Here is a 15,347-nt window from a genome sequence, read left to right as displayed (position 1 = left end):
TGATGTTTCTCCGTGGCATAGCCGTCTATAAACGGACGTTCAGTCTACGCGCGTCCGGACAAACGTGTCGGCGGGTGCGCGGGGTTACGAAGCAACGCTCGTAACCGCGATGCGCTCCACTGCTCGTCCCACCACCACTCGTTCAACTACGCGCCGCCCGCCGACGAAGCGCTCAACTCAGCCAGCGCCTCGCGCGTGGCTCGCATCACGCTGTCCCAGTCGCCCAACGCGGGCTGCCTGAACAACCTTGCGCCCGGATACCACGGCGTGTCGCGGCGCTCCAGCAACCAGCGCCAGCAGGTGTCGAAGCGGTTCAGAATCCAGACGGGTTTGTTCAGCGCGCCGGCCAGATGCGCCGTGGACGTGTCCACCGAAATCACCAGATCGAGATTGTCGACCAGCGCGGCGGTGTCGGCGAAATCGTGCAGTTCTTGCGTGTAATCGACGACGTGCGCGCTCAGTTCACTACGCGATAACTGCGACGCCGACGCGCCTTTTTGCAGGCTGAAGAAGCGCACGTTCGGCACATCGAGAACCGGCGCGAAGCGCTCTAACGCGATCGAGCGGCGAGCGTCGATCTTGCGCAGTTCCGCGATGTGCGAGCGGTTTTCGCCCGCCCACACGAGGCCGACATTAAGACGGCGATGAGTCCGTGCATCAGCTTTTGCATCAGCTTTCACATCCGGTATCGCATCGATTCGCTCGCGCCATGCGCGCGCGGCTTCGGGGTCCGCGAAGAGATAAGGCGTCGCCGCCGGAATGCTGGCCTCGTCCGTCCTGAACGCGAGCGGCAGACTCAGCAACGGACAGTGGCAATCGAACGGCGGCAACGGCTGCCCCGCTTCGACCAACTGATCGACACCGTCGAGCGTGGTCAGCAACCGCATCAACGCGGCCGGCACTTCGAGCACGACCCTCGCGCCGAGCTTCGACACCAGTGCGGCATAACGGCAAAACTGCAGCGTGTCGCCGAGACCCTGTTCCGCGTGCAGCAGGATCGTCTTGCCGTCGATCAAAAAATCGCCGCGCCAAAGCGGCTGCGCGAACCCGCGCAGGTCCGCCTTGATCCGCGCGCGCTCCCAGCGCCATTCGTACTCGCGCCAGCCGGCTTCGAAGCGCCCCATTTGCAGCAGACACAGCGCCTGGTTCCAGCGCGTTTCGACCGATGCGGGATTGATCGCGAGCGCACGTTCGTAACTCGACAGCGCGTGCGCGTGCTGGTTGAGATCGATCTGCGCGAGGCCGAGGTTGTTCCAGGCATCGGCAAACGCCGGTGCCAATTCCAGCGCGCGCCGATAGCTGCGTTCCGCTTCTTCAGGCTGGTTCAGATCGCTGAGCGCATTGCCGCGATTGCTCCACGCAGCCGCATAGTTCGGCTGCAACGCGAGCGCGTGATCGCAGCTTGCGAGCGCTTCGTCGGCGTGGCCCAGGTCGCGCAGCACACCGGCGCGATTGTTCCAGGCCACCGCGAATTCCGGCACCAACGCGATGGCGCGATCGAAACTGCCGAGTGCATCGCGCGGTCGGTTCAGCGCAGCTTGCGCGTTGCCGCGATTGTTCAGTGCGTCGGGAAAGTTCGGCTGTAGAGCCAGCGCGCGATCGGCGCTCGCAAGAGCTTCGCCATGGCGCTGCAATTCGTTGAGCGCATACGCCAGGTTCGAATGAACCGGCGCCTGTTTCGCATTGACGGCCAGCGCCTTTCTGAGCAGTTCGCTGCCCTCTTGCGCACGGCCCGTTTGCAATGCGAGTTCTCCCAGCAATTTCAATGCGTCGAAATGACGTGGCTTGAGTTCGAGAATCTCGCGATAGAGTTCTTCGGCCTCGACGATCGCGCCGTTCTGTTGCAGCGCGATGGCTTGCCGAAGCATATGGTCCAACTGTTGCGGCAGATTGCCGGGCTTGCTCATACACGGTCAGCTTTGATGGAAGGCGCGGGAAATCGTCGATGAACATCGGTCCACTTCTGCCGCGGTTTGCGTGCGTCGTGCGAAACGCGGCACGCAAACAGCGCCAGAGAAAGCAGCGATTATCGCCGAAAAGCCCCGCATCGAACCATCACCGGCCGGCCGCGCGAAGCGCGGCGCGCGAGATCACCTTACTGAACCGTGCTGGACAGATGCTTGCGCTTGGCGAGGTCCTGCGCCATCGCGTAGTGCTCCTGGATGGTCGGCAACGCCTTCTTCGCGGCGTCCTTCAACTGCTCGTCGCGGCCCGACGCGATTTCCGCCTGGAACGCCGACAACGCCTTCTGTTCGCCGGCGAGCGCGACCTGTTCGATATACACCTTGTCGAAGTCCGCGCCGCGCAGATTGTTGATGCTCGCGAGCACCGCCGCGTCAGGATCGTTCTTCGGCACGTCGACGCCGCGCGGGCTCGCCGCACGCAGGGCGTCGGAAATTTTTGCGTTGTCGCTCGACACGCGTTCGGCAAACGCCTTCACGTCGCGGTCGGTGGAACGCGAGGTGGCGATGCGTGCGGCGTCGCGTTGCGTCGCGACGGCCTTGGTGCCGTCCGCGATGAACGTCTGGTCGGCGGCGTGCAAACGGCCTGCGTCGGCCGCGGCTGCGGCCGGCGCGGTCTGCGCGCTGGCGGTGGTGGCGACAACCAGAAGGCCGGTCATGCAGGCGCTGGCGAGAGTGGCGAGAGGCAAGCGGATCATACGTTCTCCTTGAGGTGGAAGCGAAACAACAACGGTGCGTGTGCGCCTCGAACATCGCGCCGCGCAAAACCTTGCAGCCGGCTTGCGAGCGGCTGACGACGCCACGCTTTGATCGCTGTCGATTCTATGAGGCGCGTCGCGGGCCATGTGAAACGATGCTGTCGCTTCTGTAACGTTAGGTAAGCTTCATATGAATGACACGGCGCACGGGGTATGGCGCTCCCCCTTCTTTTCAGGGCGCGTACGTTCGCGTCAACCGGTTCATGCGCGGATTCGGAATGTGTTGGGGGCGGTGGCGGCGTGAAGCGGCGGGGGCGGTTGATTGACCGAGTGGTCGGCACTCTTGTCGTATGGCCAGGCGCCGACGTCGCTCTGTTTCGAATCTCCACCGCCGGGTTGCTTCACGCCCCGCTTGCGACCCTCTCAAGCCCGACAGAAAAAACAACACGCCCCGTCTCGACACCCATCGTGTTGAGCCTTTTCGGCGCATGAAACGCATCGAGCTTCGCGCGTTGCTCCACCGTCCCGATGTCGAGCACCGCAAGCAGTTCCGCCGTCACCGCATACAGCATGCCGAGATTGCCGTCCTCGATCTTCACGGCAATACCGAGCGCGCCTTCGGCACCCGCTCTCGCGGTCTGCGCCGACGCGCGCACGCCGATCGCATAGCTGCCGTCCGCGCCGACCTTGCCGACCAGCGCGCCGTCGAACGCCTGCATCAGCGTGGTACAGAAGCGGCCCTCGCCGGCGACCAGTTCCGGATACCTCGTCATCGCGCGGTAGATCCTGGCCAGCGCAGCCGTGCGCGGTGACATTGCCGACCCGGCCGCACTCTCGTCCTGCGCCGCAGCCAGCTTCGCAAACAGCCGCGCGAGGCGGTCCAGAGGAAACGCCGGCGTCGGCAGATTGCAGCCGTCGATCGCCCACAACACGGCGTCGTCCGGCAGATCGCACACGTCGGCGACCGTGTGCTTGACGCGCGCCTGCATCGGATGCTCGGGCCGTTCATAACCGCCGATCGCCGCGCCGATCGAACGCGCGCCGGCCAACATGCCGGCATGCTTGCCGGAACAATTGCTGCACACGGCGCCCGGCGTGAAGTCGCGTTTGAGCCAATCGATATACACCGCGTCGGATAGCGGCGGATGGCCGCCGCAGCGCAAGTCCGCTTCGCTCGCCTGCGCTTTCGCGAGCATGCTGCGCGCGCGTTCGATGTGGCGCGCCTCACTGCTATGCGAGCCGCACATCAGCGCGAGGTCCGCTTCGTCGAAGCCGAAACGCTCGAGCGCGCCGGTCTCCAGCACCGCCAGCGCTTGCGCCGGCTTCGCGGCGGAGCGCGCGAGCGTCACACGCGACGGATCGCCGAATGAATACAACAGGCGGCCACGCCCGTCGACCACCGCGACGTGCGCAAGATGCGTGTTTTCAATCGCGTCGCCGCGATAGACAGTCGCCGCGACCGGCGCGCTTTCGTGCAGGGTCATGCCGTTCTCCTTGGAGTCGCGCCGGCAGTGCGAGCGCACTGAATCGCCGGCGGTGCGAGCGATTCTACGTTCGATTCATGGATCGAACCAGGCCGCTGTCACGTGGCGTCGTGGGCATCGTGAAGATGCTCGACCAGATAGTCGATCAACGCCCGCACCTTCGGCGGCAAGAAACGGTTCGGCGGATACAGCAGCCACACTGAGCCCACATATGCGCGCGCGACGAGCTGCCAGTCGGGCAGCACCTGCACCAGTGCGCCGCTTTGCAACGCGCCGGTCGCGGCAAACTCCGGCACGCTCGCAATGCCGAAATCCTGCTGCGCGGCTTCGAGCCGCGCGAGCGCATGATTGGCGATATAGCGTCCCTTTACGTCGACGCTTTGCGATTCCGCGCCACGGCGAAAGCGCCAGCGGTTGTCATCGGCGGTTTCGCCGAGGTAGATGCACGCGTGCCTGAGCAGATCGCGCGGCTGCGCCGGTGTGCCGTGCTCGCGCAAATACGCGGGCGATGCCACCAGTAGCCAGCGCACCGCGCCCAGTCTTCGGCCCGCCAGACCTTGCGGCGGATGTTCGGTCAAGCGGATCACCAGGTCGACATCGTCAACGAGCGGATCGACGTCGTGGTCGGTGAACAGCAGTTGCAGGTCCACCTCGTCATACGCGCGCAGAAAGCCGGCGACCAGCGGATGAATCACCGCCCTCGCGAACTGGGTCGGCGCGCTCACGCTGACCTTGCCTTGGGGCCTCGCGGCCAGTTGCCCGGCGGCGTCGACCGCGGCCGACGCGGCGCTCACCATGTCGCGGCAGAATCGCGCCACCTGCGCACCCGATTCCGTGACTCGCACCGCGCGCGTGGACCGTTCGAGCAGGCGCGTCGCGAGCGCGTCTTCGAGCCGCTTGATCTGGCGGCTCACCGTGGACGGCGTGCTGCCCAGCTGTCGCGCGGCCACCGAAAAATTGCCGGCATCGACGACGCGCGCGAACACCGCCATGTCGGGCAGCAGCGCGAAAAGCTCGGTTGGGGTCATCTGGACAGGCTCCCGGGCAGGTTTTGGATTAATGCATTCGCGACATAAAAGCTGTGCGCGCCGACCCGATTATCTTCCTGTACGCATAGTTCGACAATACGCACTCCACTGCTTCAGGCCAAGGTCCGCCATGTCGAAACAAGAACGTCTGCTCCTGCTGTCCGATCTGATGCTGCTCGCGGTCGCGGTGGTTTGGGGCACGAGTTACGGCGTCGTCAAAAGCGCGCTGGCGTTTTACCCGGTGCTGGGTTTGCTGGCGCTGCGCTTCGGCATCACGTTCGTGATCCTGTCGCCCGCGTTGCGCCATCTGCGCGCCGCCGACGCCCGCACGCTGCGCGGCGTGCTGATCGCCGGCATCTTGCTGCTTGGCATATTTCTTTGCGAAACCTTCGGCATCCTGATGACACGCGCAGCCAACGCCGCGTTTCTGATCAGCCTGTGCGTGGTGTTGACGCCGCTCGTCGAGTGGCTGTTGCTCAAGCGAACGCCGAGCCGCATCGAATGGTCGGCGGTGGCGCTGTCGTTGCTCGGTGCGTGGCTGCTGGCCGGCGACGGCGCGCTGAGTTTCAATCCCGGCGATGCGCTGATCCTGCTCGCCGCTTTGCTGCGCGCATTGACCGTGTGCGTGACCAAACGCGTGATGCGCGATTCGGCACTGCCGCCTTTGTCGGTGACGGCGGTGCAGTCGGGCGTGGTTGCGTTCGGCAGCGCGGCGGCGGCCTGGCTGTTCGCGCCGCGTCAGTGGCAAGCGGTGCCCGCGCTCAGCGGTCACGCAACGTTCTGGGCCTACGTCGCGTATCTGGTGCTGGCGTGCACGCTGTTTGCATTCTTCGCGCAGAACTTCGCGATCAAGCGCAGCAGTCCCACGCGCGTGTCGCTGCTGATGGGCAGCGAACCGGCGTTCGGCGCGCTGTTCGCTTGCATCTGGCTAGGTGAACGGATTTCAACGGCCGCGTGGGTCGGCGGCGCGCTGATCGTCGGCGCGTCGATTCTGGCGACGGTGCGCTGGAGCGCATGGCGTACGAGCGCGGCGCGGGCATGACGTGCGGCGCTCCGCACGTATGCACACACACGCCACACGCCTGCCGGTCAACGCGCCGCGACGATGCCCCGCTCGCTCACCACTTCGCCTCGCTGCAACACATACGCGAGACGCTCGCCCTCGCCGGTCAGCACACTGATGTCTTTCAGCGGATTGCCGTCGACCACCAGCACGTCGGCAATCGCGCCCGCGCTGATAACGCCGAGCTTGCCCTTCAGATCGACGATATCCGCGGCGATCGTGGTGGCCGAGCGCAACGCTTCGAGATTGCCGAGCACGTCGGCGCGAATGCGCAACTCGTCGCTCTGGAACGTGTGCATCTCGCCGAGCAGGTCCGAGCCGAATCCCATCGGCACACCGGCCTTCGCGTAGATCTGCAACGAGTCGCGCCCCGCCTGCCGCACGGTTTCGATCTTCGCGATCGAATCGGCCGGCAAGCCGTAATCCGCACCGTGTTTGGCGAGCGCATCGTAGGTGACCAGCGTCGGCACGACGAACGCGCCGTGCTCGTGCATCAGTTGTGCGGCCGCTTCGTCGACCAGGTTGCCGTGCTCGATCGTGCGCACGCCGCAGCGAATCGCGCGCGAGATCGCGCGGCCGGTGTACGCATGCGCCATCACGTAGGTATTGGCCGCTTGCGCCTCGGCGACGATCGCGCGGATTTCGTCCTCGGAGTACTGCGTGTTGCTGATGGGATCGGTCGGCGACGCGACGCCGCCCGACGCCATGATCTTGATCTGCGTGGCGCCCTTCTGAATCTCCTCACGCACGGCGAGGCGCACCGCGTCCACACCGTCGACCACGCGCGCAATCGCGCCCGCGCGAAACGCGCATGAACACGGTTCTAGCACGTCGCCACGCGGCCGGAAATCGCCATGGCCGCCCGTCTGCGACAACGCCTTGCCCGACGGGAAAATCCGCGGCCCCGGAATGAGACCGCTTTCGAGCGCCTGCGTCAGCCCCCAATCCGCGCCGCCCGCATCGCGCACGCTGGTGAAGCCGCGTCCGAGCATCGCCTTTAGAATCGGCAGCGCGCGAATCGCGGTGAGGATGTTCGGCTGCGCCGCGTTCACGCCGAGGTTCGCGCGCGAAGCCAGCACGTGCACATGACAATCGATCAGCCCGGGCATCACCGTCTTGCCGCGAGCGTCGATTACTCGCGCGTTCGGCAGATCGACGGGACGGTCGGTGACTTCGACGATATGGCCGTTCTCGATGACCACGTGATGATGTTCGAGCAACGCGCCCTGCGCCAGATCGAGTACGTTGCCGCTGCTGATTACCGTAATGCTCATTGAAGTTTTCCTGACTGGATGAAGGAATCCGTCCGGCCTCGCGAGACCGGACGCGGCCCGACGCGTCGCCTCAGGCGTGGACCCGCCGCGGATCGCGCACGAAGAAAGTGCCGGCGAGGCTGATAGTTGCGGCGATCATCACGTAGATCGCAGGCGCCATGTTGCTGCCGGTCGACGCGATCAGCCACGTGATGAAAAACGGTGCGAAGCCGCCGAAGATCGTTACCGCGAAGTTGTAGGCGACGGACAGTCCCGTCGACAGCACCCGGGTCGGAAACAGTTCGGAGAACGCGGCGAGAATCGCGCCTGTGTAGGCGGCGATCAGCAAGCCGAACACGCCCTGGAACACCATCAGTGAAGCGAGGCCCGGTGCGCTGTTGATGTACGCGAACATCGGCCATGCGAGCAGCAGGATCAGCGCGGCCGCGCCGGACAGAAAGACCCGGCGCCCGAAGCGGTCAGCAAGCTTGCCGACCACCGGGGAGAAGCACATGATCATCAGCCCGCCGAACATGCCCGCGAAAAAGCCGGTGGATTGCGGCAGATGCAGGATGCGCACCGAGTAGGTCGGCATGTAGAACAGCAGCACGTAAGTGCAAACCGTCCACAGGATCACCATCGAAAAGCTGGCGCACGTTTCGCGCGGAAAGCGTTGGAACACATCGGCCAGTGGCGAATCGTTCTTCGCTTCGTCGGCGACGGCGCTGAAGGCCGGCGTCTCGTCCATGCGGCTGCGAATGAAATAGCCGACCGGCCCGATCAGAATGCCGATCAGAAACGGCATTCTCCAACCCCACGAATGCAGCGCGTCCGCACTCAGATTCGCGGTCACGAAGGTGCCCACCGCGGCGCCGAGCAGCACCGCGAAACCGATGCTCGACTGGATCCAGCTCGAATAGAAAGCGCGCTTGTCCGCCGGCGCGTATTCGGTAAGAAAGGCGGTCGCGCTACCCATTTCGCCACCGGCCGAAAAGCCTTGCAGCAGGCGCGCGATCACGATCAGCACCGGCGCCCACACGCCGATCCGGTCGTAGGTCGGCGCGAGGCCGATCAGCGCGGTGCCGCCCGCCATCAACAGAATGGTCAGCGAGAGCGCCGCTTTTCTGCCGACCTTGTCCGCATACACGCCCAGCACGATGCCGCCCACCGGCCGCATGAAAAAGCCCACGCCGAAAGTCGCCACGGCGAGCAGCAGCGAGGTCAGTTCATTGCCGGTCGGAAAGAACAGCTTCGCGATGATCACCGCAAAAAAACTGTACACGGTGAAGTCGAACCACTCGAGCCCGTTGCCGAGCACGGTGGCGACAATGGCGCGCCGCCGCTGCTGCGCGAGCGTGTCGACGGAGAGTGCGACGTTCGATGAAAGCGTTCCCTGCATGGTCTCTTTCCTCATCTGGCTGCCCTGTCAGGCGGAAGGTTCCGCAACGCGCCACGCCGAGATCGAGTGGCGCCTTCGCATGCATGACGCCGATCCTAGAGACAGCTGATTTGTTTTCGAAACGATAGATTCGCATGCATGCATGCGCGTAGCGCATGCGAAGCGGTCGGCAAGCGATAGTCAGCCCGCCGCTCTGCCCGCCTGCTCTTCAGCCTGTTCGAACAGCCAGCGCGTGAAGACACGCGCAGCCTGGTTCTGCGAGCGGTCGTTCGGCGACACCACGTAATAGCCGCCACCGTGGCTCGCCGACGCCTGGGTCGCGCGCACCAGCAGGCCTTCGGCGAGACACGCGTCGATCATGTGCCGCCAGCCGAGCACGATGCCCTGGCCGAGAATCGCCATCTGCACGAGCTGCGGATAGTGATTGACGGCGATCGCCTGCGGCGACGCCGGCATCTGCACGCCGTTCAGACGAAACCATTCGGGCCACGACATCCATTGCCGTTGGCCGTCTTCCTGCATCAGCAAGGTTTCCTGCGCGAGGTCGGCGGGTTCCAGTACGCGGCCGGCGAGATATCCGGGCGAACATACCGGGTACACCTCTTCGTCGAAGATGCGGCGCGCGGTGAAATGCGGCTCGGCGCGCTGGCGGCTGTAGTACAAACCCACGTCGAATTCCGCGGGCGACAGCGACGCGAGCCCGTCACGCACGATCATTCTGATCTTGACGTTCGGATACGCGGCGCGAAACGCGCCGAGCCGCGGCGTGAGCCACAACACCGCGACGCCGGACGAGCACGCGATCGTCAGTTCGAGGTCGCCGTAGCGCTTCATCACGTCGAGCGTGGCCTCGGAACAGGTGGCTAGCAGCCACTGCACATGCTTCGCGTAGCCTTCGCCGGCGATCGTCAGACGCAATGCGCGATGCTCGCGCACGAACAGCGAGCGGCCCAGAAAGTCTTCGAGCTGGGCGATCTGCCGGCTCACCGCGCTTTGCGTCAGATGCAGTTCGGCGGCGGCTTTTGTGAAGCTCGCATGCCGCACGGCCGATTCGAACGCAATCAGACATTGGAGCGGGGGTAATGGGGCAATGCGCATGATGAAGGTTGCCGAGTGACGATCGCGTCATCATAGCGGCTGCGGGTAGCGGCTCTCCCTTACGAGCTCGTCGCCAGTTCCGCTTCACGCTCCAGCGAGCGAGTGCGCCGCAGTTCGGGAAACAGCTTCATCCACAGCAACGCGACCGTGATCGTCGCAATGCCGCCGACCAGCACAGCCGGCCGTGCGCCCCACCACCCCGCCGTCACACCTGACTCGAATTCGCCCAATTGATTCGACGTCCCAATGAAAAGTGAATTGACCGCGCTGACACGTCCGAGCATTTCATCGGGCGTGCGCAATTGCACGAGCGAGAGCCGCACCACCACGCTGATGGTGTCCGATGCACCGAGCACCATCAGCGCGAACACCGACACGAAGAATTGATGCGACAGCCCGAACACCACCGTCGCGAGACCGAACGCGATCACGCCCCCGAACATCGCCGCGCCGGGCCGGTTGCGCAACGGGAAATGCGCGAGCCAGATGGTGCCCGCGAGCGCGCCGATCGCGGTGCCTGAGCGCAGTAGACCGAGACCGAGCGGCCCCGCGTGCAGGACGTCGCGCGCGAAGATCGGCAACAGCGCCGTCGCGCCGCCGAACAGCACCGCGAACAGATCGAGCGATAGCGCGCCGAGAATCACCGGCTCCTTACGAATGAACGCGATGCCCGAAAAGATCGACTCGAGCGTCACCGGCGCGCGGCTCGCCGGCCGGGTTTGCAGCGGAATGCTCCACACGGACGCGGCGGCGGCCGCGAACGACAACGTGCACGCGAGATAGGCCGCGCCGGGACCGATGCCGTACAACAGGCCGCCCAGTGCGGGGCCCGCGATCTGCGCGGTCTGATTCGCGGACGTGGCCCACGCCGTCGCCTTCGGCAGATACCCGCGCGGCACGACCGCGGGCAACAGCGAAGCGACCGCGGGCGATTCGAACGCGCGCGCCGTGCCGACGCATGCGGCCAGCACATAGATGACCGGCGCGCTGATCCAGCCGCCGAATGTGCCGAAAGCGAATAGCAACGCAGCGACGCTTTCGAGGCTCTGGCAGATGGCCGCGATGCGGCGGCGGTCGTAGCGGTCGGCGACATGGCCGACCACGAGGGTCAGCATGAACATCGGCAGAAATTGCGCGAAGCCGACGAGGCCGAGTGCGAACGCGCTATGCGTGAGCGCGTAGATGTGCCAGCCCATCGCCACTGCGAGCATCTGGAACGACAGCGACGAGAGGATGCGGGTGCACCAGAAGCGTTGAAACGGCGGGTGCTTCGGCAGACTGAAGATGGGGGAATCAGCGGGTTCGGCGGGTTCGGCTGGAGACGGCGGCATCGGTGTGTAGTTCTTTACGTAGCGGGCTTGGGCGGGCGCTAGTTTAGAGCAAGATGATTGCTTTTGCTTACGGTTGGCGCGGCATCGTGCGATTCGCGATGCGTTGGTGGTACGTGTGCGAACGCTAACTCATTGCGGTGTGACGCGGCGCCAATTCAAGTGAAAGAGAGCGCCGAAGAAGCGTCGCCGGTGCACGAGGTGAGGACGAGTGAACCTGCCGCCGCGGGCCGGCTCCCTTTGTTCAACCGCATTCAGCGCTACCTGATACAACAAACTCACCCAGGCGAGGTGGAGAGTCGGGAATTGCGAAGCGAAATCGTGATCGCTGCCCGCTTCCGGGACTCCTGTCATTGCGAACGACGGCGTAACTCCCAGCTCCTTTGCTGATGACTCTCACCCGACCATCGTTCAATAATCAACTTATAATTCCATCAGATATTGAACGGAATTCATAAATGCCGCGCGCTGGCCTTTCAGAACTGACCGCCTTCGTCACCATTGCCGAACAGCGCAGCTTCAGCGCCGCCGCCCGGGTGCTGGGGCTCTCGCCTTCCGCGCTGAGTCACGCGATGCGCAACATGGAGGCGCGGCTGAACCTGCGCCTTTTCAACCGGACCACACGATCGGTCGCGTTGACCGAAGCGGGCGAGCAGTTGCTGCGTCGCGTCGGCCCGGCGCTCGCCGATCTCGACGACGCGGTTCAGGAAGTCACGGCGGCACGCAACCGGCCGTCGGGCACGATCCGGATCAGCGCATCGGAGTCGTCGGCGAAACAGCTCGTGCGCAACGTGCTGCCGGGTTTTCTCGCCGAGTACCCGGACATTCATGTCGAATTCGTCGTGGATTCGCGGCTCGTCGATATCGTTGCCGATGGATTCGATGCGGGCATTCGTGTGCTCGAAGACGTGCCGCGTGACATGATCGCCATTCGCTTCGGCCGGGATATGCGCTTCGCCGCGGTTGCATCGCCCGACTATCTGTCGCGTCACGCGGCTCCGAAGGCCCCTCACGATCTGATGAATCATCGTTGCATCCGCTTCCGTTTCGAAAGCGGCACGCTGTACCGCTGGGATCTGACGCATCGGGGCAAGACGGCGAGCATTGATGTCGACGGCCCGATGACGCTCGGCAATATCAATCTTATGATCGAGGCGGCCCTCGCCGGGATTGGTATTGCGTGGGTGCCTGACGAACTGGTTGAGGAGCATCTGGCGGCCGCGCGGCTGGTTCAGTTGTTGCCGGAATGGAGTCCTACGTTTCCGGGGCTCTGTCTGTACTATCCAGCTAATCGTCATCAGCCTGCGGCTTTGAGGTTGTTCGCGGATGCGGTGCGCGCGTGGGGCGAACGTCGGGCCGCGCAAACGTCGGCGAAAGGCGGCAGTACGAAGGGTGGCCGCGTGGGTGAGCGAGTTAAGGCGACGGGCCGAAAGAGCTAAATTGCGCCGCGGCTTTCGGCCTGGTGATGAACGATTCGACGCAGCAGAAAAATACCCCCTGCAAGCTCTTAAACTTACTGGGGACTCGATCCGACGACTGATGGCACGGATACGATGCGCCGGACTAAGTCGACCTTGATACCGATCTGCATTTTCAAGCGACCGCCGACCCGGTTTGCAGTTCGGCGAGCTTACCGAGACCGAGACCCTCAATCAACTGGGCCTGGATCGACACTGCTTGAGCGTTGATGATGTCGGCGCCGAATGACTGCCCCACTACCAAACGTGCGGGACGCGTGCCGTTTGGTTGTTCAACTAGCTGGGCAATTGGGATGCCCGCGTTGTTGACGAGGACGTCGAGGCGTCCGGCCTGCTCGAGCACCGAAGTCACGCCGCGCTCGACGGAAGTGTCATCTGTCACGTCGAGCTCGACGACATGGATTCCCTTGGCTTGCAGGGCCTCGGCATGGGGCCGGTTACGGTCGGCGACGTCGTGCATGGACGCGAATACCTGGTGTCCGGCCTGTGCGAGCGTCTCTGCGGTGTCGCGGCCGAAGCCACTGCTAGCCCCAGTAATGAGGATGTTTTTGAGCATGATGAGTTCCTTTCACTGGCTGAGGAGGGACGGTTCAGGAAGAATGGCAAGGCGGTACAAACCGTCCCGAGAGATGACAGATTCGTTTCCGGCAATCACCGGGGCCGCCCAGATAACCGATGGCCGGCCCCGGTTCGACCTTCGACAAAAGGTCTAAAGAGTGGAAGTAGAAAGCGGATCAGCATGTCCGATGCGGGTAAGGTGAAACGTGCGACGCAATGCGAAGCCAAGCCGCTTATACAACTCAATCGCAGAAACGTTGTCACTGAACACGTGGAGAAACGGCGTTTCCCCCCGTTGCTCAATTTCTCTACGCAAGACTTTCACGAGCCGGCCCGCAAGGCCATTTCCGCGATAGTCTGCATCTACGCAAACGGCGCTTATCTCAACGTAGCCATCGACGCACATTCGTTCGCCGGCCATCGCAATGAGATGCCCTCGCTCGCGAATCCCGATGTAGTTGCCCATCTCGCAAGTTCGCTTGCCGAAAGGGCCGGGCTTGGTCTTTTGGACCAGAGCGAGCATATCTTTTGCATCCGCGTGACCCAGCCTGATTACCTCCCGCTCGTCCATACTCCCAGCTTCGTGGTGCGTGGCGATCATCTGATGGATCACGCCCAGGTGCGTCATTTGTAGCGCGTCGACCGGAACCATCGGTTCGACGGATAGCAACACGACCTGTTCTTGAGGCATCAGAAGCTGGTGGAGCGCCTGGTATGCAGCGGACGTTTCGGATGCCAGAGCAGCAAAGGGCGCGACATCGGGATGGTATCGGCGGACAAGCGTATCTCCATGCCCAAGATGTGCCTGCCTCGTTGTGAGTGCCGCCCAGATCGGACGGTCCAGATCAACTTGTATCGAACCATTCATACCTTCTCCTTTCGCGACTGCATGCCTGTCGCACCGGTTTGACGTGCAGCCAACGCATTACATCGGCGCATTGCTGCGCAGTCTAGACGACCAACCGGAACGGGGCTATAGTCGTAAATGACATTAATAGCATCATTCACGACATGAGACTGGCTATCTTCGCGCTCGACGGCGTATTCGACACCGGGCTCACGGTGCTACTGGATGCATTCGCCATGGCCAACGAACTGGCCGCCGCCCAGGGGTTCCCCGCACCGCCCTTCGACGTAAGGCTCGTTGGCATGCGCAGACGCATCCGTACCGCGCATGGGTTGGCGGCGCTGGTCGAACCGGCAGGTACTGTTCGTCAGCCGGATTGGGTGGTCGTCCCTGCGCCGGGTGCCAGACAGCCGGAACGCCTGATCGAGGCGCTGGAGCGTCGTGATGTGCGCGACGCGATGGCTTACCTTCGTACCTGGCACGCCGACGGCGTCGGCATCGCGGCGGCATGTATCGGCACGTTCGTGTTAGCTGAAGCCGGGCTTCTGAACGGCCGGGAGGCGACGACCACCTGGTCGCTGGCGCCCTTCTTCCGGCAACGCTATCCGGCTGTCAATCTGGATGATTCACGCATGGTCGTCGCGTCGCATCGCGTAGTCACAGCGGGATCCGCGATGGGTCATCTCGACCTCGCGCTATGGTTGCTGCGTCAGGCGAGCCCGGAACTGGCGACGCTCGTCGCTCGCTTCATGCTCATTGACAAGCGTTCATCCCAAGCCGAATACATCATTCCCGATCATCTCGCTCACGCCGATCCATTGGTCGCGCGCTTCGAGCGATGGGCTCGTGAGAATCTTTCTTCAGGGTTTTCGCTTCAGGCAGCGGCGAGCGCGTTGTCCGTCGGACCACGCACCTTGCAGCGCCGCACCGAAGCAGTCCTTGGCAAGTCGCCGCTGGCGTTCTTCCAGGACGTGCGAATCGAACGCGCGCAGAACCTCGTCTCAATTGGCTACGACCTCGAGACAATTGCGAGCGAGGTTGGCTACGCCGACTCGGCGACATTGCGCACTTTGTTGCGTCGAAGGCTTGGGCGTGGTGTGCGGGAACTTCGTGCCGACATGAATTAGCGTCTGATTGGCACGTCGAGTCCTG

At 63.8% G+C, this 15,347-nt stretch carries 13 protein-coding genes; 3 read left to right on the top strand and 10 right to left on the bottom strand.

Annotated elements, in window-relative coordinates:
* Positions 1 to 146: 146 nt before the first annotated feature.
* The 4 genes from P0D89_RS26290 to P0D89_RS26275 form a co-directional block, all read right to left on the bottom strand.
* Entirely contained in the window at positions 147 to 1,907 is a 1,761-nt protein-coding gene (locus P0D89_RS26290; RefSeq protein WP_408362619.1) for a tetratricopeptide repeat protein, read from the bottom strand.
* Positions 1,908 to 2,095: 188 nt separating this feature from the next.
* A complete protein-coding gene (locus P0D89_RS26285) occupies positions 2,096 to 2,659 on the bottom strand; it encodes a DUF4142 domain-containing protein (protein ID WP_408362618.1) in 564 nt (187 codons plus the stop codon).
* Between the two features lie 401 nt (positions 2,660 to 3,060).
* Positions 3,061 to 4,143: an asparaginase gene (locus P0D89_RS26280; protein ID WP_408362617.1), complete on the bottom strand. Its 1,083-nt coding sequence runs from the start codon at positions 4,141 to 4,143 to the stop codon at positions 3,061 to 3,063.
* A 98-nt stretch (positions 4,144 to 4,241) separates the two neighbouring features.
* Positions 4,242 to 5,171, bottom strand: coding sequence for a LysR family transcriptional regulator (locus P0D89_RS26275; protein ID WP_408362616.1), 930 nt, complete (start codon positions 5,169 to 5,171; stop codon positions 4,242 to 4,244).
* Between the two features lie 130 nt (positions 5,172 to 5,301).
* Between P0D89_RS26275 and P0D89_RS26270 the strand changes: the two genes are divergently transcribed.
* Complete coding sequence (locus tag P0D89_RS26270; protein ID WP_408362615.1) at positions 5,302 to 6,213, top strand: DMT family transporter; 912 nt, start codon at positions 5,302 to 5,304, stop codon at positions 6,211 to 6,213.
* Positions 6,214 to 6,260: 47 nt separating this feature from the next.
* Here the strand turns inward: P0D89_RS26270 and P0D89_RS26265 are convergent, their stop codons facing one another.
* The 4 genes from P0D89_RS26265 to P0D89_RS26250 all read right to left on the bottom strand — a co-directional run bounded on the left by P0D89_RS26265 (position 6,261) and on the right by P0D89_RS26250 (position 11,315).
* On the bottom strand, positions 6,261 to 7,508 hold the full coding sequence (locus tag P0D89_RS26265; RefSeq protein ID WP_408362614.1) for a metal-dependent hydrolase family protein: 1,248 nt from the start codon (positions 7,506 to 7,508) through the stop codon (positions 6,261 to 6,263).
* Between the two features lie 70 nt (positions 7,509 to 7,578).
* Entirely contained in the window at positions 7,579 to 8,886 is a 1,308-nt protein-coding gene (locus P0D89_RS26260; RefSeq protein ID WP_408362613.1) for an MFS transporter, read from the bottom strand.
* Positions 8,887 to 9,066: 180 nt separating this feature from the next.
* Entirely contained in the window at positions 9,067 to 9,984 is a 918-nt protein-coding gene (locus P0D89_RS26255; RefSeq protein WP_408362612.1) for a LysR substrate-binding domain-containing protein, read from the bottom strand.
* A gap of 59 nt (positions 9,985 to 10,043) precedes the next feature.
* Positions 10,044 to 11,315, bottom strand: a complete 1,272-nt coding sequence (locus P0D89_RS26250) for an MFS transporter (RefSeq protein ID WP_408362611.1) — start codon at positions 11,313 to 11,315, stop codon at positions 10,044 to 10,046.
* Positions 11,316 to 11,770: 455 nt separating this feature from the next.
* Here P0D89_RS26250 and P0D89_RS26245 point away from each other — a divergent pair, with 455 nt between their 5' ends.
* Entirely contained in the window at positions 11,771 to 12,751 is a 981-nt protein-coding gene (locus P0D89_RS26245; protein WP_408362610.1) for a LysR family transcriptional regulator, read from the top strand.
* Positions 12,752 to 12,905: 154 nt separating this feature from the next.
* Here the strand turns inward: P0D89_RS26245 and P0D89_RS26240 are convergent, their stop codons facing one another.
* Both P0D89_RS26240 and P0D89_RS26235 read right to left on the bottom strand, forming a co-directional pair.
* Positions 12,906 to 13,346, bottom strand: a complete 441-nt coding sequence (locus P0D89_RS26240) for an SDR family NAD(P)-dependent oxidoreductase (RefSeq protein WP_408362609.1) — start codon at positions 13,344 to 13,346, stop codon at positions 12,906 to 12,908.
* Positions 13,347 to 13,499: 153 nt separating this feature from the next.
* Complete coding sequence (locus P0D89_RS26235) at positions 13,500 to 14,216, bottom strand: GNAT family N-acetyltransferase (RefSeq protein ID WP_408362608.1); 717 nt, start codon at positions 14,214 to 14,216, stop codon at positions 13,500 to 13,502.
* Positions 14,217 to 14,359: 143 nt separating this feature from the next.
* Between P0D89_RS26235 and P0D89_RS26230 the strand changes: the two genes are divergently transcribed.
* Positions 14,360 to 15,322: a GlxA family transcriptional regulator gene (locus P0D89_RS26230; protein ID WP_408362606.1), complete on the top strand. Its 963-nt coding sequence runs from the start codon at positions 14,360 to 14,362 to the stop codon at positions 15,320 to 15,322.
* The last annotated feature ends 25 nt before the right edge of the window (positions 15,323 to 15,347 follow it).

The organism is Paraburkholderia sp. RL18-085-BIA-A, assembly GCF_046027075.1.
GTDB lineage: Bacteria > Pseudomonadota > Gammaproteobacteria > Burkholderiales > Burkholderiaceae > Paraburkholderia.
The sequence above is the reverse complement of the archived record's forward strand: the minus strand, read 5'-3'. Positions and strand labels throughout refer to the sequence as shown.